We start from the raw sequence: 17,635 nt of genomic DNA on the forward strand, positions 1-17,635 counted from the left end.
TATTTGTGCGTCCAGGACAAGCAGGAAAAAGAACATGGCCGACGAAACCCAGGGCGAAGGCGCCCCGCAGCAGCCTGGCAACCCGCCCAGCATGAACCTCGTGGGCCAGTATATCCGAGACCTGTCCTTCGAGAACCCCAACGCGCCCGCTTCCCTCATGGGTGGCGCGAGCAACCCGGCGTTCAACGTCTCCATCTCGGTCGGCGTCAAGAAGCAGAGCGACGAAGTCTACGCCGTTGAGTTGACGCTCAATGCGAAGGCCAATCGCGAAGAGACGGTCCTGTTCAACGTCGAACTGGTCTATGGCGGCATCTTCCGCCTGCGCAACATCCCCGAGGCGCAGCTGTCGGGTCTGCTGATGATCGAATGCCCGAGGCTTATCTTCCCGTTCGCGCGCCAGGTGCTGGCCAGCATCACGCAGCAGGGCGGCTTCCCGCCGCTGATGATGGAGCCGGTCGATTTCGCCGCCATCTATCGCCAGAACCTCGCCAAACTTGCAGCCCAGCAGGGCAACGCGGCTCCGGCCGATGGTAGCGCCAAGCCCAACTGACCCGCGTGACGGTCCGAAATGCCAAAACCCCGGTCTCGCGCCGGGGTTTTTTTGCCGCTTCTACTCGGCCGCCTCGCTGATCGCATACTGCGTCCAGATGGCACCCTTGCCCATCTTCTCGACAAAGGCATGATGGGCCACTGCCTCGGCATCGGTAACGCGGGAAGGGAGCGGCTGCGGACGCCGCCGGGCCTCGACGCGTCCGGCTCCGAAGCTGGTCTGGACGATCGCCACCTCTTCCACCAACGCCAGGCTCACCTGCTTGCCGCCGATCAGTTCGAGGTAGACCTCGGCGAGGATTTCACTGTCGAGCAAGGCGCCATGCAGGGTGCGGCGGGAATTGTCGATGCCGTAGTGCTTGCACAGCGAATCGAGGCTGACGCGGGCGCCGGGGTGCTTCTGGCGCGCCACCATGACCGTATCGATGACCTCGTTGCGGAGCGGCGGAAAACCCGCCCATTCGAGCTCGGCGTTGAGAAACCCCATGTCGAAGGCGGCGTTGTGGATGACCAGCGTGCCGTCGCCGATGAAGTCGAGAAACGCCTGCGCCACCGTCTTGAACAGCGGCTTGTCGGCCAGAAACGCATCGCTGAGGCCGTGCACGCGAAACGCCTCTTCCGGCATGGTGCGCTCGGGATTGATATAGACGTGGTGCGTCCGTCCGGTCGGAATGTGGTTGATCAACTCGACGCAGCCGATCTCCACCAGGCGGTCCCCGCCGGCGGGCGAAAGGCCCGTGGTTTCGGTGTCGAGGACGATTTCCCGGATCATGTGCGTTCCTGTCTGGCACGGATGGCCGCCACGAGCGCCGCAACCATCTCGTCGATCTCCTGGCGCGGGCGCCCCGTATCGAAGAGATAGGTTGCCCGTGCTTTCTTTTCGGCCTGTGGCATCTGCCGGGCAAGCAGCGCATCGCGCTTTTCCACGGTCATGCCCGGCCGTGCCATGATCCGCTCGCGCTGGATCGCCTCGTCGACATGCGTCACGGCTATGGCGTCAAAGCCGTAGTCGTAGCCACTTTCGAACAGCAGCGGCACCTCAACGGCTGCCGCGATAGCGCCCGCCGATTCGCTTTCAGAAAGGAACCGCGCAATCCGCTTGCGCACCAGAGGATGCACCACCGCTTCCAGACTTGCAAAATCCTGCGGCGCCGCGGCGAGGCGACGGGCCAGTTCCCCGCGATCGATGGCGCCCGCCTTGGCCACCCCGGGGAACAGGGCCTCGACCGGTGCCACGGCCTCCCTGGCATAGAGTTCGGCCACCGCGGCATCTGCCGAAAAGGTCGGAATGCCGTGCTTCTTGAACGCCTCGAGGAGAGTGGATTTGCCGGTGGCGATCGAGCCGGTGACGCCGATCTTCCACATCGGCTACCGGTCCAGCGTCGCTTCGATGCGCCGCCGCAGGTCCGGCGTCACGCTCGGCGTCACCCCGAACCAGGCGGCAAAGCCGGGCACGGCCTGATGCAGCAGCATGCCGAGGCCATCCACCGTCCGCAGACCACGCGCAGCCGCGTCGGCGAGGAGCGGCGTCACCAGCGGCGCGTAGACGATGTCGGTGACCAGGGCATCGGGCCGCAGTCGCGCGAGATCGAAGGTTTCAAAGCGCGTGCCATGCATGCCGATCGACGTGGTGTTGACGCAAAGGCCGACATGGGGCGCCACCTCGTTGATGGAGTCCATCGGCGCGACGGTGATCTGTCCCTCGATTTCGGCCGCGAGGCGATCGGCCGTTTCCCGGGTGCGGTTGACGAGCACCACAGGGATATTGCGGCTCGCGAGAGCCACGAGGATGGCCCGGGAGGCGCCGCCCGCTCCGATCACCAGGGCCGCATCGAGTCCCTCCGACCAGCCGGGGGCGCCGGCGTCGAGATTGCCGAGAAACCCGAGGTAGTCCGTGTTTCTGCCCGAGACGCGCCCCTGATCGACCACCAGCGTGTTCACCGCCCCGATGGTGCGGGCCAGCGGGTCGACGTCGTCGCACAGGTCGAACACCGCCTCCTTGTGGGGAATGGTCACGTTGCCGCCGGCAAATTCGCCGGTGCGCAGGCGATCGAAGAACCGGCCCAGATCCTCCGGCGCCACATCGATCGGCTCGTAGCTGCCATCGATGCCGTGCTCGCGCAGCCACAGCCCGTGGATCAAGGGCGAGCGCGAATGGGCGATCGGGTGCCCGATGACAAAGGCTTTTGTGCTCACGGCCGTGCCTGCTGTTCGAGAAGGTCAGGCGCCAGTTCGCGCAGCGCCCCCAGCAATGGCAAGAGGGGAAGCCCGAGAATGGTGAAATAGTCCCCGTGCACCGTCTCGAACAGCCGGATCGACGGTCCCTCGAACCGATACGCACCCGCCGAAGCCAGCACCGCGTCCCCCTCCATGTCGAGGACGGCGTCGCGTTCGGCATCCGAGAAGCTGCGCATGGTGAGCTCGGCCGTCTGCACATCCGACCACATCAGCCGGCCGTCCCGTACCAGCGTTACGGCGGCGTGCAGGCGATGCGTCTTGCCGCGGAGCAATGTCAGCTGGGCCGCGGCAGCTGCACGATCGGACGGCTTGTGCAAAAGCGCGGTGCCAAGGCTCAGCGTCTGGTCGCACCCGATCACCAATGCACCAGCATGCGCCGCCGAAACGGCTTCGGCCTTGGCCCGCGCCAACACGAGAGCAACGTCGCGGGCGTCGGCTCCGGTCGCAAGAGCGTCAGCTTCGAGGCTCCGCTCGTCCACGTGAGCAGGAACGCTTTTGAAAGGGACAAACGCTTGAGAGAGCGAGTCTTTTCGCGTCTGGCTGGCGGAGGCGAGGATCAGCATAGGGCTCTTTTATCCACACTGTCCTCCACAGCTCAAGAGAGCGCTGGGGGAAAGACTCGTAAGTTTGACCGGAGGCAGAACTTGTTCGACTTGGCTAAGAAAACATTAACAGCTCGTTTCGGCGACCGTCGTTTGCCACCCTTGGAAAGGCCTGTGGAAAGATGCTGCCGGCCGGCCACCGGATATTCCATGGCTCGTGCACAGCCAAAAATCGAATCGTTGACTCGGGAGTCGGCCACCTTAACGACCCGTTAACCCTTTCGGGGAGGCGACGACCAGGCATCCGCGCCACAGGAGTTAACAGGGCGTTAATGCCCATGCTGCGCGCAACTGTCGCCAGAGGGACGATTGTGGACGGCGCCGAATTACAGCAAAACACCGTTATGAAAATAAAGAAGCTAAAGAAAAGAATCTCTTTTGGGGTTTTGAAGGGGGCGATCCAATGAGCCTTGTGGCCCACAAGCCCCTATTGGCGACCGTTAAAGGCGAGCGCCAGGGCCGACCCCCGATCTGGGTGATGCGACAGGCTGGGCGATACCTGCCTGAATATCGCGAAACCCGGAAGCAGGCGGGAGGTTTCCTTGACCTCTGCTACACCCCGGAACTGGCTGCCGAGGTGACCCTCCAGCCACTGCGGCGGTTCGACCTCGATGCGGCTATTCTCTTCTCCGACATCCTAGTCATCCCCGACGCTCTGGGCCAGCCGGTACGCTTCGAAGTCGGAGAGGGCCCGATCCTCGATCCGCTTGGAGCAAAGGACATCGCCCGTCTCGATCTCGCTCGGGCGCAAGAGCACCTCCAGCCCGTGCTGGAGACGCTGAAGCGCGTTCGGGCGGCCCTTCCTCAGGAAAAGACGCTGATTGGCTTCTGTGGCTCTCCCTGGACCGTGGCGACGTACATGCTCGCAGGTCGAGGTTCTCCGGACCAATGGGTGGCTCGGCGCTTTGCGCTTGAGCATCCCGAAGCCTTCGATCGACTGCTGGACGTTCTGGTGGAGGCCAGCATCGATTACCTTGCCGCCCAATTCGCTGCAGGGGCCGATGTTGTGCAGCTGTTCGAAAGCTGGGCCCTCAACCTCGACGATGCAGCCTTTGCCCGCCAGGTCATCGAGCCTAACCGGCGCATCGTCGAAGGGCTGCGCAGGCGCGTTCCCGATGCGCCCGTGATCGGATTTCCTCGGGGAGCGGCCGGTAACCTGCGCCGGTACGCGCACGAAACCGGCGTCAATGCGCTGGGGCTCGACTACTCCACTCCCCTTGATTATCCGGCATCGGTGTTAGACGCAGGCCTCCCCGTCCAAGGCAATCTTGATCCGTTACGCCTGCTCGTGGGCGGCGCAGCGATGGAGGGCCGGGTTGCCGAAATCATCGCTGCCTTTGCGGATCGCCCGCATATTTTCAACCTGGGGCACGGCATAGTGCCCGATACGCCGATCAGCCACATGGAGCGGCTGGTCGAGTTGGTAAAGAAGACTTAGGGGCATTTGATGATCGAGTGGATCAAGGCACTGCACGTGATCTCGGTGATCGCGTGGATGGCGGGGATGCTCTACCTGCCGCGGCTATTCGTCTATCACACCACGGCCGAAAGACTGTCGGTGCAGTCGGAGACCTTCAAGATCATGGAGCGGCGGCTGTTCCGCGGCATCATCACCCCGGCCATGATCGCGACCTGGATCTTCGGGCTTTGGATGGTAGCGCTCGGCATCGTCGATTGGGGTTCAGTCTGGCCCTGGGTGAAGGCGGTCATGGTCATCGCGATGTCCGGAATACACGGCCTCTACGGACACCATCTCAAGGCGTTCGCTGCCGACGCCAATGACAAGCCACAAAAGTACTACCGTGTGCTGAACGAAGTCCCGACGCTGCTGATGATCGTGATTGTCATCATGGTCATCGTGAAGCCCTTCTAGCGCCCAAACACCACGGTTTCACGTAAATCGCCGCCCCCAGCAGGTTTTGAGCCTTGAAAGGCGATGCCGAACAGGTTAAATGACCGAGTAGGCGACCCCAGAATAGCGCGACCTCCCCGGTTGCAGCGCGGTGCCTGTTTCCCCAGCTTTTCCATTTCGCCTTCCCTAAACGGGTCAAACGCATCCATGCAGAATATCAAGCTCAGCGAGCTTAAGGCTAAGTCGCCCGCCGAATTGCTGGCCTTCGCCGAAGAATCCGGTGTCGAGAACGCCTCCACTATGCGCAAGCAGGAGTTGATGTTCGCGATCCTCAAGGAATTGGCGGCGCAGGATATCGACATCGTCGGCGAAGGCGTTGTTGAAGTCTTGCCAGACGGTTTCGGCTTTCTTCGCTCTCCGGATGCCAACTATCTTCCCGGTCCCGACGACATCTACGTCAGTCCTTCCCAGATTCGACGCTTCGGGCTTCGTACGGGTGACACTGTCGAGGGAGAGATCCGTTCTCCCAAGGAAGGCGAACGCTACTTCGCGCTGCTGAAGGTCTCCACGATCAATTTCGAGGATCCTGAGGCGGTCCGCCATAAGGTCAACTTCGACAACCTCACGCCCCTCTACCCGGAGGAGCGGCTGCGCATGGAGCTAGCCGATCCCACCAGCAAGGACCGCTCGGCGCGTATTCTTGACTTGGTAGCGCCGCTGGGCAAGGGTCAGCGCGCGCTGATTGTTGCGCCCCCGCGGACCGGTAAGACGGTTCTGTTGCAGAATATTGCACAGTCTATCGCAACCAATCATCCCGAATGCTATTTGATTGTTCTCCTTATCGATGAACGGCCGGAAGAGGTGACCGATATGCAGCGCTCTGTGCGCGGTGAGGTCATTTCCTCGACCTTTGATGAGCCGGCAAGCCGCCACGTCCAGGTGGCCGAGATGGTGATCGAAAAGGCCAAGCGCCTGGTCGAGCACAAGCGCGATGTGGTGATCCTGCTCGATTCCATTACGCGTCTCGGGCGCGCCTACAATACCGTCGTGCCAAGCTCCGGCAAGGTGCTGACGGGTGGTGTCGATGCCAATGCCTTGCAGCGCCCCAAGCGTTTCTTCGGTGCGGCACGTAACATCGAAGGCGGCGGATCGCTCACCATCATCTCGACGGCCCTCATCGATACCGGCAGCCGCATGGACGAGGTGATCTTCGAAGAGTTCAAGGGCACCGGCAATTCGGAAATCGTGCTGGACCGTAAGGTGGCCGACAAGCGCGTGTTCCCGGCCATCGACATCACCAAGTCGGGCACCCGAAAGGAAGAGCTGCTGGTGGAGAGCGACATCCTCAAGAAGATGTACGTGCTCCGCCGCATCCTCAATCCGATGGGGACGATCGACGCGATGGAGTTCCTCATGGACAAGATCCGTCAGACCAAGACCAACTCGGATTTCTTCGATTCAATGAACACATAGGGGCCTGGCAGCTGCCATGACCTCGCGCGACACCATCATGGCTCTGTCGAGCGGAGCACCTCCTTCCGGCGTCGCCGTTATCCGCCTCTCGGGCCCGCAGGCTCGGGAGGCGCTGTCGTTCATGGCCGGCGAGGTCCCGCCGCCTCGAACACTGGCCCTACGCTCTATCGGCGCTGGCACAAGGCTGGACCAAGGACTGGTGGCGTTCTTTCCGCGCCCAGCCAGTTTCACGGGCGAGGATTGCGTTGAGCTCCACGTCCACGGGTCTCCTGCAGGCGTAAAAGCCATTCTTCGGCAATTATCAGAGTTTGGTTTGCGGCTGGCTCAACCCGGGGAGTTCACGAGGCGCGCGTTCGAAAACGGCAAGCTTGATCTGGTTTCGGTGGAAGGCCTCGGCGATCTCTTGTCGGCTGAGACAGAGAGCCAGCGCCAGCAGGCGCTGGCCCGCTACGACGGCCGATTTACGGCGATGATCGACAACTGGCGCGACGAACTTCTGGATTTGCGGGCGGAGCTGGAGGCCCGTCTGGATTTTTCTGACGAAGGCGACGTGGAAGAGTCACTTCCTGGTGCGTTTCAGGATCAGTTGGCGGGCTTAGTCAACTCTCTCACCACCGCGCTGCTGTCGTTGTCCAGCGGCCGCATCGTGCGTGAAGGGATCCGTGTGGCTATTGCTGGTGCGCCGAACGCGGGCAAATCCAGTCTTATCAATGCGCTCTCTCAATCGGACGTGGCTATTGTCTCGCCTGAAGCGGGCACCACACGCGACGTCAGAGAAGTTCCTCTGGACATAGCGGGCCAGCTTTACCTGCTACTTGATCTTGCCGGGCTGAGGGACGCGGACAGTCTCGCCGAGGCCGAGGGGGTACGGCGAGCACGGAGAGCCATTGCTGATGCAGATATTGTTCTCTGGCTGGTCGCCCCGGATGTCGAAAGCACCGAGCCAGAGCCTTTTGCCTCGAATGTAATCGTTGTTCACACAAAGTCTGATCTTGCTCATCCGGTCGGCGCCACAAGCGTTTCTTCCGTTACTGGAGAGGGCATCGGCGAGCTCATTGCCCTGCTGCAACAACGCGGGAGCACGTTGACAGGTGCCGAACCGTCCGTCATCTCTCACGAGAGGGATCGTCAGGCCCTGACAGAAGCTCTGGATGCCGTTGTATCGGCAGGTAAGCGGATTGAGCAGTGGGAGCTCGCGGCGGAAGATTTACGGCTGGCTTCCGCAAGCCTCGAGCGACTGATCGGGCGTCTTGATCCTGAACGCGTGCTCGACCGGTTGTTCTCGAGCTTCTGCATTGGAAAATGATTCACGTGAAACATCCTGTCCTTTGTGAGGCACGGATTCACGTGAAACCTTGAAGAGCATCTTATGAGTGATTTTGCTGTCATCGTCGTTGGCGGAGGCCATGCAGGCACAGAGGCCGCCGCAGCCTCAGCGCGCCTCGGCGTGGCTACGGCCTTAGTGACGCATAGCTTTGGTACGATCGGCGAAATGAGCTGTAACCCGGCCATCGGTGGCTTGGGGAAAGGTCATCTGGTGCGCGAAATAGACGCCATGGACGGACTGATGGGCCGGGTGGCGGATGAGGCAGGTATCCAGTTCCGCGTTCTAAACAGGAGGAAGGGGCCTGCCGTGCGCGGTCCTCGCGCCCAGGCCGACCGAAAACTGTATCGAGCAGCCATGCAGGCGGCGATAAAGCTAACCCCAAGCCTGACCGTGATTGAGGGCGAGGTCGAAGACATAACGACCTCAGGGGGTGTCGTTAGCGGCGTCAGCCTGCTTGATGGGCGACACATCACATGCAGAGCGGTTGTCCTGACCACTGGTACATTTCTCCGCGGCCTCATTCACCGGGGGGAGGAGACGGTTCCTGCAGGGCGTCTGGGAGAAAAACCCGTCCTTGGCCTGTCTCAACGTCTTGAAAACCTTGGCCTCGCCCTTGGGCGCCTGAAGACAGGAACGCCGGCGCGACTTGATGGCACAACGATCAATTTTCGGGTTCTTGAGGAGCAACCCGGAGATGACCCGGCCGAACCGTTTTCTGCGCTTACCGCGAGAATCACGACCCCACAAATTTCCTGCCACATCACGCACACTACGGCGGAAACGCACCGTATCATTTCGGACAACCTGCATCGGTCCGCGATGTATTCGGGTCGCATAAAGTCCCGAGGCCCCCGATACTGCCCGTCCATAGAGGATAAGATCGTCCGCTTCGCCGATCGCGACAGCCACCAAATTTTCCTCGAGCCCGAAGGTTTGGACGATCCCACCATATACCCGAATGGACTGTCGACGTCGCTACCAGCAGAGGTTCAGGAGCAGTTTCTGCGCTCTATGCCCGGTTTGGAGAACGTCCGGATCGTCAGACCGGGATATGCTATTGAGTATGACTACGTCGATCCTCGGGAGCTACGCCCAACGCTGGAGGTGAAGAGGCAGCCGGGACTTTACCTCGCTGGACAGATCAACGGGACAACTGGTTACGAAGAAGCTGCTGCGCAAGGTCTGCTGGCGGGTGCCAACGCGGCTCTTTCAGCGGAACGACGGCAGGCGATGGTGTTGTCCAGAACCGAAAGCTACCTTGGGGTCATGGTGGATGATCTTGTCACCCGAGGCGTCTCTGAGCCCTATAGAATGTTCACCTCGCGGGCAGAGTTTCGCCTGCATCTACGAGCAGACAACGCCGATCAGCGCCTCACCAGCCTTGCGGCGGAACATGGGCTGGTCGGGCAGCCACGGCTTGCAGTTTATCGAGAGAAGCAAGATCGCCTCGATCAAGGCCGCAAGCTACTCCAAACTCTCACCACCACTCCGTCGAATGCCAAACGCCAGGGCCTCACCGTCAATGAGGATGGAAAGCGCAGGTCAGCTTATGAATTGCTCGCGTATCCCGATATTTCGTTTGCCCAACTCGCGGCGCTTTGGCCGGAGGTGCTGGACATCGCTCCGGAAACGGCGGAACAATTGACCATTGACGCGCAGTATGCGGTCTACTTGGAGCGGCAGCGCAGAGATGTGGAGGATGTCAAGCGGGGCGAGCAAAGGGCTCTCCCAGTCGGTCTTGACTATATGGGCATCCCTGGTCTGTCGATGGAACTGCGGCAGAAGCTTCAGGTTGCGCAGCCGCAGACGCTTGCTCAGGCACAGCGGGTCGATGGCATGACGCCCGCAGCCATCACCCTGCTGCTCTCCGTCATTCGGCAAGAACAGCATAAACGTGCAAGTTGATGCGGCGCGCAAATGTCGAACGATATGGGAAGTTCTTTTCGCGGCCATTGGAGGACGTAGAGAGGGACTTGGAATCGTTTGCTACGCTTCTGACGAAGTGGCAGCGAGTGCAGAATCTTGTTTCACGTGAAACACTGAATGAGTTTTGGGACCGGCATGTGGCAGACAGCCTACAGGTCCTGAAACTCACGGATGCTTCCGATCTCCTGTTCCTCGATTTCGGCAGTGGTGGGGGGCTCCCCGCATTGCCTATGGCGATCGCTAGCAAAGGCTCCCCGCGGCGATTCGTCCTGATCGAACCGAACGCGCGGAAGGTTTCCTTCTTGCGTACGGTGAGTCGCGAGCTTGATCTTCAGGTCACGGTTATCGGCAAGCGAGGCGAAGAAACTGATTCACGTGAAACGGGGGTTCCCGACGTCATAACATCCCGCGCGCTCACCAAGCTCGACCAGCTCTTTTCCTGGATAGTCCCGTATTTCGGCCCTGGAACCGCGGCCATCCTTCACAAGGGTGGGGAACATGTTGAAGAGATGCGTCAAGCGGGTGCCCATTGGGAATCGGACGTGGTAGTAACGCAAAGTGACACTGATCCGCGCGGCGTTCTGCTCAAGGTGAACAGTCTGCGTAGAAAACCGGCGTGACGGCAGCAACTGTGGAGGCCAATTTGGCGCCCCGTATTCTCACCCTGGCGAACCAAAAAGGTGGGGTTGGCAAGACAACGACCGCGATAAATCTCGCCACCGCTCTTGCCGCGATCGGCGAGCGCGTGCTGATCGTGGATCTTGACCCACAGGGCAACGCCTCAACCGGACTTGGGATATCCCGTACGGATCGCGCAATCTCGGCCTATGACGTGTTGGTGGGAGAGGCTACTGTCGCCAAAGCGGCGATCATGACGACCGTTCCGAATGTCGCCATTGTACCCTCCACCATGGACCTCCTGGGCGTAGAGCTGACAATTGCGGATCAGGGGGATCGCGCTTTCAAGCTGCGTAACGCTTTCAAGCAGCTGTCGGAACTCAAGATCAATGATCAGGACGTTACCTATGTACTGATCGACTGTCCTCCATCACTCAACCTCCTGACGGTGAACTCCCTAGTGGCGGCCGATGCGGTCCTTGTGCCGCTTCAGTGTGAGTTTTTCGCGCTGGAGGGGCTTAGCCAACTTCTGCAAACGATAGAACAGATCCGCTCCACTCTGAACCCCCGCTTGTCGATCCAAGGTGTAGTGATGACCATGTTCGACCGGCGCAACAACCTCAGCGAGCAGGTTCTTCACGACGTGCGTACCGAAATGGGAGAACTGGTCTATGACACAGTTATTCCGCGCAACGTGCGGCTAAGTGAGGCTCCATCCTATGGGAAGCCAGCATTGCTGTACGACCTGAAGTGCGCTGGCAGCCAAGCCTATCTTCGTCTTGCTACAGAGGTGATCCGCCGTGAACGCCGCCTCCACGCTGCCTAGGAGCTTATCATGACCGACAAACCTGCACGGTTGGGGCGAGGGCTCGCGGCACTGATCGGCGATATGGGCTCGTTGGAGACGGCGCGTGTCACCGAGGGGACGGCGAGCGGCAAACGGCTTCCGCTGGATTTCATTATCGCCAACCGCGCCAATCCGCGGCGAACCTTCGATCCCGAGCAACTCGAAGAGCTTGCCAACTCCATTCGCGAGAAAGGGGTGATGTCGCCGCTTTTGGTGCGGCCAACCGACGATCCCAATATCTTCGAGCTGATTGCCGGGGAACGGCGCTGGCGTGCTGCCCAGATGGCGGGCTTGCACGATGTGCCGGTGATCGTCAGGGAGGTGGGCGACAAGGAAGCACTCGAGCTCGCCATCATCGAAAACGTCCAACGGGCGGACCTCAACCCCCTTGAAGAAGCCATGGGCTACGGCCAGCTGATCGAGCAGTTTTCCTATACGCAGCAGGATCTTGCGCAGGTTATCGGCAAGTCGCGGTCCCACGTGGCGAACACGTTGCGCCTTCTCCGGCTGCCCGAAGACGTTCGTGGAATGGTCGCTAGCGGCACGCTGACGGCTGGACATGCCCGGACCCTCATTACTGTAGAAGATCCAGCCGCCTTGGCTCGGCGCATTGTAGAAAATGGTCTCTCGGTGCGTGACGCGGAGGCTCTGAGCCAGCAGCGCGAGACGGCAGGTCCGAAAAGGAAGTCGCAGGACAGCGAACGCGATCCCGACACCGTTGCTCTTGAACGGCGCCTTGCGGACGTGCTGGGACTTTCCGTGGCCGTGAATTACTCCGGACGCGGTGGGAAGCTCGAGATCCGTTACAAGAGCCTCGAGCAACTCGACGATCTTTGCCGTCGGCTCACCGGATCCAACTGATCAACTAGTGTTGCGCCGCCTGCATGCACAAAGACAGTGCCGTGCGGCGCAGGACAGCTTCTGCCAGGGCAGGCCTTCGGCGCGTCTCCGAAGTTGCCACGAGGAGTCGTTCCGCCGCTGTCGCCAACGCGGGGTCGCTCCACAGGCGCAATTGTTGTTCCAGCGCGCCTAGGCGCGAAAAATGCGGCTTGGGACGCTGTGCCTCCAGTACCGCCCGCGGCGGCCTGCCCTCATCGACTTCGGCCCGCCAGCGCCGTAATTGTGCAAAGTGGTTCGTCAACATCGCCAGCAATTGCTGTTGATTGACTGACGCGGCCAAGGCGCGGTTGAGCGCCAGTTCAAGCTTCTCTGCGTGGCCACCCCCGGTCGCGTCGAGGATGGCGTCGATCGCGAGCATGCCATTGTCGGCGCAGAGGGTAAGCACGTCTTCACGCGTCAAGGTCTTGGTCTGCGCCGCAAACAGCACGAGCTTCTCCAGCTCGCGACGCGTTATCTCCCGGTCGTTTCCCAGTATCTCGCGCAGAACCGGCACGACATCTGCTTCCACGCGGATGCCTGCCTGATTGAACGTCTCACGCATGAGAGCCGTGAGCGTTTCATCACTGTCGGGGTAGCAGGGTAGGGCGCGTCCGGTCTTTGCGGCTTCCACGAGGGCACGGAGCGCATCGCGGGGCGGCAGATTGTCCGCCTCAAGGACGATGGCTGCATCGCCGGGAGCATCCCTCAGTTCCGTCAGGGGCATGACAAGGTTTTTGCCGGCGCCGCGCACGCGCACGATTCGCTTGCCGCCAAATAAGGACGCCGAACGGGCCTCCAATACCAGCCGGCCGGGATCAGTAGCGAGTTCGGCCGCATCCAAGACGGTGATATTGGCCCCTTCAGGATCGTCTCCGGAGAGGTGGCGGATCAGCCTTTGTACGGTTTCGCGCACAAGACCTGCATCGGGGCCATAGGCGAGGAAGATGCCCGCGACCATGTCGGGTCGGCCAACAAAGCGCGGCACCTCATGGGCCTTGAGCGCCACCATGAGCGCTAAATCACCACGTTGACGATGCGGTCCTGGACGACGACGATCTTCTTGGGGGTCTTTCCATCCAGGGCTTTTTGGATGTCATCGAGGGCCAGCACCAAGGCTTCGACTTCCCCGGAGGATAGTCCCTTTGCGACCGTAACTTCGCTCCGGCGTTTGCCGTTGATCTGGATCGGAAGGGTCACCTCGTCGTCCACCAGCATCTTGGGATCGACCTCAGGCCAAGGAGCATCGGCCACAAGTCCGGACTGGCCAAGTTCGGCCCAGCAGCTCTCGGCCAGGTGCGGCATCATCGGTGCGATCAGCTGTACCAGCTTGCATACGCCGTCGCGTAGCGCGGCAAGGGTCTGCGGGCCTCCCCCGCCGTCACGGACTTTTGCCAAGCCGTGGGTCAGTTCGTAGATCTGGGCGACAGCGCGGTTAAATCGCAAGCCTTCAATGTCTTGAGCGACGCCTGCAACTGCCCTGTGGCTGAGCTTGCCAAGAGCCAGAGCATTGGCGGCGTCCGCGCTGTCAGCGCCCGGAGTCGTGCGGGCCATCGAGACCACATCACACACCAGCCGCCACACGCGTTGCTGGAAACGGCTGGCGCCTTCCACACCCGCCTCCGTCCACTGTACGTCCCGTTCCGGCGGCGAATCCGAAAGCATGAACCACCGGGCGGTATCGGCGCCGTAACTGGCCACGATCTCGTCGGGATCCACCACGTTCTTCTTGGATTTGCTCATCTTTTCGACAGAGCCGATAGTGACGGGTTCCCCTGAAGTTATGTGGCGCGCGGAGCGGCTCTCTCCTTCCGTCTCGACAATCACCTCGGTGGGGGGGACCCAGGTGCCCGCCGCGGACCGATAGGTCTCATGTGTGACCATTCCCTGGGTAAACAGGCCCTTGAACGGCTCATCCACCCCGACGTGGCCGGTCACCTTCATGGCTCGTGTAAAAAAACGCGAGTAGAGAAGGTGCAAGATGGCGTGCTCGATGCCCCCGATATACTGATCTACCGGCAGCCAGCGGTCGGCAACCTCGCGAATGGTCGGCGTTTTCGCATGCGGGGCGGTAAAGCGCGTATAGTACCAGGAGCTATCGACGAAGGTGTCCATGGTGTCCGTTTCGCGCCGTGCCGGGCTGCCACATTGCGGGCACGCTACGTGCTTCCAGGTCGGATGATGCTCAAGCGCATTTCCCGGCCGGTCAAAGGTCACGTCTTCCGGCAAGCGAACCGGCAGATCCTTCTTCGGCACGGGCAGGGTGCCACAGACCTCGCAGTGGATGACCGGGATCGGGCAACCCCAGTAGCGCTGGCGTGAAATGCCCCAGTCCCGCAGCCGGTAGTTTACCTCAACCTGGCCCTGCGGCCTGCCGTCGACAGTGCGCGCACCGAAAAAGTCCGCGATGGCCGTCTTCGCCTCGCCGATCGACAGGCCATCGAGGAAGCCCGAGTTGAAAATGTTTCCGCTGTCAACATAGGCCTCTGAGCCGATAGCGAAGCTGGCAGGGTCGGCGCCGGGCGGCAACACCACGGGCTTGACCGGCAGCCCGTATTTGCGCGCCAACTCAAGATCGCGCTGGTCATGTGCGGGGCAGCCAAAGATCGCGCCTGTGCCGTAATCCATCAGGATGAAGTTGGCGACGTAAACCGGCAGCGTCTCCGCCTCGATAACGGGATGCTTCACACGAAGGCCGGTATCGAACCCCTGCTTTTCGGCCTTTTCCAACGTCTCTGTGGCAGTGCCGTGCCGATGGCACTCAGCAATGAACTCGGCAAGGGCGACATTGTTGGTTGCCAGGGCAGTGGCCAGCGGATGATCCGGCGACAAGCCAACAAAGGATGCGCCGAAAATGGTATCCGGCCGCGTCGTGAACACCTCTATGCTCCTGGTATCGGTCTTCGCACTGGGGACCAGTTCGAACAGCAGCCGCAGACCCTCGGACCTGCCGATCCAGTTGCGCTGCATGGTGCGCACCTTCTCGGGCCACTCCGTGAGCGTATCCAGGGCTTCGAGAAGTTCCTCGGCAAAGTCGGAGATCTTGAAGAACCACTGGGTCAGCTCACGCTGTTCCACCGGGGCGCCCGAGCGCCAGCCCTTGCCTTCGATCACTTGCTCATTGGCGAGCACGGTCATGTCGACCGGGTCCCAGTTCACCTTGGAGCTTTTTCGGGTCACCAGGCCCGCCTGCATCATGTCGATGAACATCGACTGCTGGTGCTGGTAATAGCTTGGGTCGCAGGTCGCGATCTCGCGGGTCCAATCGATGGATAGTCCCATTGATTGGAGCTGGGCCTTCATCGACTCGATGTTCTGGTAGGTCCAGGTACCGGGGTGGGTCTTGCGTTCAATGGCAGCGTTCTCGGCGGGCAGTCCAAAAGCATCCCATCCCATGGGGTGAAGCACGTTTTTGCCGCGCGCGCGCTGATAGCGAGCGACCACATCACCCATGGCATAGTTGCGCACGTGGCCCATGTGGATGCGCCCCGAAGGATAGGGGAACATCTCGAGGACATAATACGGCTCACGCGGGTCGTCATTGGCAGTCACGAAAGTCCGGGCTTCATCCCAGACTTTCTGCCATTTTGGTTCGCTTTCGCGCGGATTGTAGCGTTCGCCGCTCACGGGTGGTCGTCCTTCCAAGGCGGGAGGGCAGACGCGTCGGGCAGGCGGCGCGCCTTGCGTTTCCGGTGGGTATTGGTTACCCGGACCATCACCAGAAATCCTGTCTCAGGTCAACACAAACGGGGTGGATGCATGGTCGCGACGGCAGAGAGCGCGCGCTTGGCGCTGGACTATATCCGCACACGCATGGAAAAAGCGCGCCGCCGCTTCGGATCACCGCCAGACGCGGTGGACCTGATTGCCGTCTCAAAGACCGTTCCTTCTGAGGAGATCGTGCCCTTCCTTGAGGCCGGCCAGAAGCATTTTGGGGAAAATCGGGTGCAGGAGGCGAAGGACAAGTGGCCGGCTTTGCGCGACCGCTACCCTGACATCCAACTGCACCTGATCGGTCCGCTTCAAACCAACAAGGTGCGCGACGCCGTACAGGTGTTCGACGTCATCGAAACGGTGGATCGTGAAAAGCTGGCCGCAACGCTGGCCGGTGAAATGCAGCGTTCCGGGCGTCACCTGCCGTGTTTCGTGCAAGTCAACATCGGCGGCGAGGCGCAGAAGGCCGGAATAGCGGTAGAGCAGACGCAATCATTCGTGGACAGGTGCCGCAACACCCATTGTCTCAACGTGGTCGGGTTGATGTGTATTCCACCCGATGGCGAGCCCGCCGGCCCCTACTTCGCACAGCTCGCTGAGCTGGCAGATAACTGCGGCCTCGACCGCCTGTCCATGGGTATGAGCGGGGACTTTGAGGTGGCCATCGCAATGGGTGCAACGCAGGTACGGGTAGGTTCAGCGCTTTTCGGCCGGCGTCCGAGCAAGGTCTAGCTTGTGTGCAACGGCTTCTGCAGGTCATGTCGTTGGAGCGCCTGCAACTTTCCCGACCTCATCTGCGTTGCTGGAAAACCATTGACACTCACGTGAAGGTGCGGCCGAAAATGGTCGCAAGGTCGTGACTTAGCTGGTCGAGGCGCCAACTCCCGGAGAACCGAATGAACAAGCGACGCATCCTGGTGGTGGACGACGACGCAGATCTGCGCCAGACGCTGGTGGAGCAACTTCGCGCGCAACCGGACTTCGAAGTTCTAGAGGCAGGTACGGCGAACGACGCGCTAAAGGCTGTCCGCGATCACAACGTCGAACTGACAATTCTCGATGTTGGATTGCCGGACATGGATGGCCGCGAAGCGGTGCGCCTGATGCGGGACGAAGGATATCGCAGCCCGGTGCTCATGCTGACGGGCCACGACACTGAAGCAGACGAGATCAAAGGGCTGGAGGCTGGGGCAAACGACTATCTGACAAAGCCGTTCCGCTTCCCCGTGTTGATGGCCCGAATCAACGCGGCCCTTCGTCAGCACGACCAGAGTGAAGACGTGGTCTTCACCATCGGCCCCTACAGCTTCCAGCCCGCCGCGAAAACTCTGGAGACGACGGACGGCAACAAGGTGCGCCTCACTGACAAGGAAACGTCAATTCTCAAGTATCTCTACCGGCAGGGTCCGAAGACGATCACGCGGGATGTGCTGCTCAAGGAGGTGTGGGGCTACAACAACCGGGTGACGACTCATACGCTCGAAACCCATATCTATCGACTGCGTCAGAAAATTGAGCGGGATCCCTCCCATGCCCGCCTCTTGGTGACAGAAGATGGGGGCTACCGGTTGGTCCCGTGAGGGCGGCGACAAATGAGTTCAATTAGTTGACCA

Annotated in this window: 17 protein-coding genes; 11 read left to right on the top strand and 6 right to left on the bottom strand. The window is 61.0% G+C overall.

What is annotated here, in order from left to right:
- The first annotated feature begins 34 nt into the window (after positions 1-34).
- On the top strand, positions 35-550 hold the full coding sequence (gene secB / locus IC608_RS13470; RefSeq protein ID WP_191776460.1) for a protein-export chaperone SecB: 516 nt from the start codon (positions 35-37) through the stop codon (positions 548-550).
- Positions 551-610: 60 nt separating this feature from the next.
- Here secB and dnaQ read toward each other — a convergent pair whose 3' ends face one another.
- The 4 genes from dnaQ to IC608_RS13490 are packed head-to-tail and all read right to left on the bottom strand — an operon-like array spanning position 611 to position 3,350.
- A complete protein-coding gene (dnaQ, locus tag IC608_RS13475) occupies positions 611-1,318 on the bottom strand; it encodes a DNA polymerase III subunit epsilon (RefSeq protein WP_191776937.1) in 708 nt (235 codons plus the stop codon).
- Complete coding sequence (coaE, locus tag IC608_RS13480; RefSeq protein ID WP_191776463.1) at positions 1,318-1,914, bottom strand: dephospho-CoA kinase; 597 nt, start codon at positions 1,912-1,914, stop codon at positions 1,318-1,320. Before coaE ends, dnaQ begins: the two co-directional genes overlap by 1 nt.
- Positions 1,915-1,917: 3 nt before the next feature.
- Positions 1,918-2,745 carry a shikimate dehydrogenase gene (locus IC608_RS13485; protein WP_191776466.1) on the bottom strand — a complete coding sequence of 276 codons (828 nt, stop codon included), beginning with the start codon at positions 2,743-2,745 and terminating at the stop codon, positions 1,918-1,920.
- Entirely contained in the window at positions 2,742-3,350 is a 609-nt protein-coding gene (locus tag IC608_RS13490) for a Maf family protein (RefSeq protein WP_191776469.1), read from the bottom strand. The genes IC608_RS13485 and IC608_RS13490 overlap by 4 nt, the downstream gene beginning before the upstream one ends.
- Before the next feature lie 442 nt (positions 3,351-3,792).
- On the opposite strand from IC608_RS13490, the gene hemE reads away from it, so the two are divergent.
- The 8 genes from hemE to IC608_RS13530 all read left to right on the top strand — a co-directional run bounded on the left by hemE (position 3,793) and on the right by IC608_RS13530 (position 12,293).
- Positions 3,793-4,827 carry a uroporphyrinogen decarboxylase gene (gene hemE, locus IC608_RS13495; protein ID WP_191776472.1) on the top strand — a complete coding sequence of 345 codons (1,035 nt, stop codon included), beginning with the start codon at positions 3,793-3,795 and terminating at the stop codon, positions 4,825-4,827.
- A 9-nt stretch (positions 4,828-4,836) separates the two neighbouring features.
- A complete protein-coding gene (gene hemJ / locus IC608_RS13500; RefSeq protein ID WP_191776475.1) occupies positions 4,837-5,262 on the top strand; it encodes a protoporphyrinogen oxidase HemJ in 426 nt (141 codons plus the stop codon).
- Between the two features lie 186 nt (positions 5,263-5,448).
- The gene (rho, locus tag IC608_RS13505) at positions 5,449-6,714 is read left to right on the top strand and encodes a transcription termination factor Rho (RefSeq protein ID WP_191776478.1); all 1,266 of its coding nucleotides are present in this window, start codon (positions 5,449-5,451) and stop codon (positions 6,712-6,714) included.
- A 16-nt stretch (positions 6,715-6,730) separates the two neighbouring features.
- Positions 6,731-8,020 (top strand): tRNA uridine-5-carboxymethylaminomethyl(34) synthesis GTPase MnmE, encoded by a 1,290-nt coding sequence (gene mnmE / locus IC608_RS13510; RefSeq protein ID WP_191776481.1) that lies wholly within the window; start codon positions 6,731-6,733, stop codon positions 8,018-8,020.
- Between the two features lie 63 nt (positions 8,021-8,083).
- Positions 8,084-9,946: a tRNA uridine-5-carboxymethylaminomethyl(34) synthesis enzyme MnmG gene (gene mnmG, locus IC608_RS13515; RefSeq protein ID WP_191776484.1), complete on the top strand. Its 1,863-nt coding sequence runs from the start codon at positions 8,084-8,086 to the stop codon at positions 9,944-9,946.
- A gap of 68 nt (positions 9,947-10,014) precedes the next feature.
- Positions 10,015-10,587, top strand: coding sequence for a 16S rRNA (guanine(527)-N(7))-methyltransferase RsmG (gene rsmG / locus IC608_RS13520; RefSeq protein ID WP_191776487.1), 573 nt, complete (start codon positions 10,015-10,017; stop codon positions 10,585-10,587).
- Positions 10,584-11,411 (top strand): ParA family protein, encoded by an 828-nt coding sequence (locus IC608_RS13525; protein WP_345890901.1) that lies wholly within the window; start codon positions 10,584-10,586, stop codon positions 11,409-11,411. Before rsmG ends, IC608_RS13525 begins: the two co-directional genes overlap by 4 nt.
- Positions 11,412-11,420: 9 nt before the next feature.
- A complete protein-coding gene (locus tag IC608_RS13530) occupies positions 11,421-12,293 on the top strand; it encodes a ParB/RepB/Spo0J family partition protein (protein ID WP_191776490.1) in 873 nt (290 codons plus the stop codon).
- A gap of 4 nt (positions 12,294-12,297) precedes the next feature.
- Here the strand turns inward: IC608_RS13530 and holA are convergent, their stop codons facing one another.
- Together holA and leuS are read right to left on the bottom strand one after the other, a co-directional pair.
- Complete coding sequence (gene holA / locus IC608_RS13535; protein ID WP_210316353.1) at positions 12,298-13,317, bottom strand: DNA polymerase III subunit delta; 1,020 nt, start codon at positions 13,315-13,317, stop codon at positions 12,298-12,300.
- An 8-nt stretch (positions 13,318-13,325) separates the two neighbouring features.
- Positions 13,326-15,935, bottom strand: coding sequence for a leucine--tRNA ligase (leuS, locus tag IC608_RS13540; RefSeq protein WP_191776508.1), 2,610 nt, complete (start codon positions 15,933-15,935; stop codon positions 13,326-13,328).
- 132 nt (positions 15,936-16,067) lie between these two features.
- On the opposite strand from leuS, the gene IC608_RS13545 reads away from it, so the two are divergent.
- Both IC608_RS13545 and IC608_RS13550 read left to right on the top strand, forming a co-directional pair.
- Entirely contained in the window at positions 16,068-16,754 is a 687-nt protein-coding gene (locus tag IC608_RS13545) for a YggS family pyridoxal phosphate-dependent enzyme (RefSeq protein WP_191776510.1), read from the top strand.
- A 164-nt stretch (positions 16,755-16,918) separates the two neighbouring features.
- Positions 16,919-17,602: a response regulator transcription factor gene (locus IC608_RS13550; protein ID WP_191776512.1), complete on the top strand. Its 684-nt coding sequence runs from the start codon at positions 16,919-16,921 to the stop codon at positions 17,600-17,602.
- The last annotated feature ends 33 nt before the right edge of the window (positions 17,603-17,635 follow it).

It is taken from the genome of Devosia oryzisoli, assembly GCF_014837245.1.
In the GTDB taxonomy this organism is placed as follows: domain Bacteria; phylum Pseudomonadota; class Alphaproteobacteria; order Rhizobiales; family Devosiaceae; genus Devosia; species Devosia oryzisoli.

Excerpts from the sequence above, each read along its gene's own strand:
- secB (WP_191776460.1), top strand. The coding sequence starts at position 35 with ATGGCCGACGAAACCCAGGGCGAAGGCGCCCCGCAGCAGCCTGGCAAC.
- coaE (WP_191776463.1), bottom strand. The coding sequence starts at position 1,914 with ATGTGGAAGATCGGCGTCACCGGCTCGATCGCCACCGGCAAATCCACT.
- IC608_RS13490 (WP_191776469.1), bottom strand. The coding sequence starts at position 3,350 with ATGCTGATCCTCGCCTCCGCCAGCCAGACGCGAAAAGACTCGCTCTCT.
- hemE (WP_191776472.1), top strand. The coding sequence starts at position 3,793 with ATGAGCCTTGTGGCCCACAAGCCCCTATTGGCGACCGTTAAAGGCGAG.
- hemJ (WP_191776475.1), top strand. The coding sequence starts at position 4,837 with ATGATCGAGTGGATCAAGGCACTGCACGTGATCTCGGTGATCGCGTGG.
- rho (WP_191776478.1), top strand. The coding sequence starts at position 5,449 with ATGCAGAATATCAAGCTCAGCGAGCTTAAGGCTAAGTCGCCCGCCGAA.
- mnmE (WP_191776481.1), top strand. The coding sequence starts at position 6,731 with ATGACCTCGCGCGACACCATCATGGCTCTGTCGAGCGGAGCACCTCCT.
- mnmG (WP_191776484.1), top strand. The coding sequence starts at position 8,084 with ATGAGTGATTTTGCTGTCATCGTCGTTGGCGGAGGCCATGCAGGCACA.
- IC608_RS13530 (WP_191776490.1), top strand. The coding sequence starts at position 11,421 with ATGACCGACAAACCTGCACGGTTGGGGCGAGGGCTCGCGGCACTGATC.
- IC608_RS13545 (WP_191776510.1), top strand. The coding sequence starts at position 16,068 with ATGGTCGCGACGGCAGAGAGCGCGCGCTTGGCGCTGGACTATATCCGC.
- IC608_RS13550 (WP_191776512.1), top strand. The coding sequence starts at position 16,919 with ATGAACAAGCGACGCATCCTGGTGGTGGACGACGACGCAGATCTGCGC.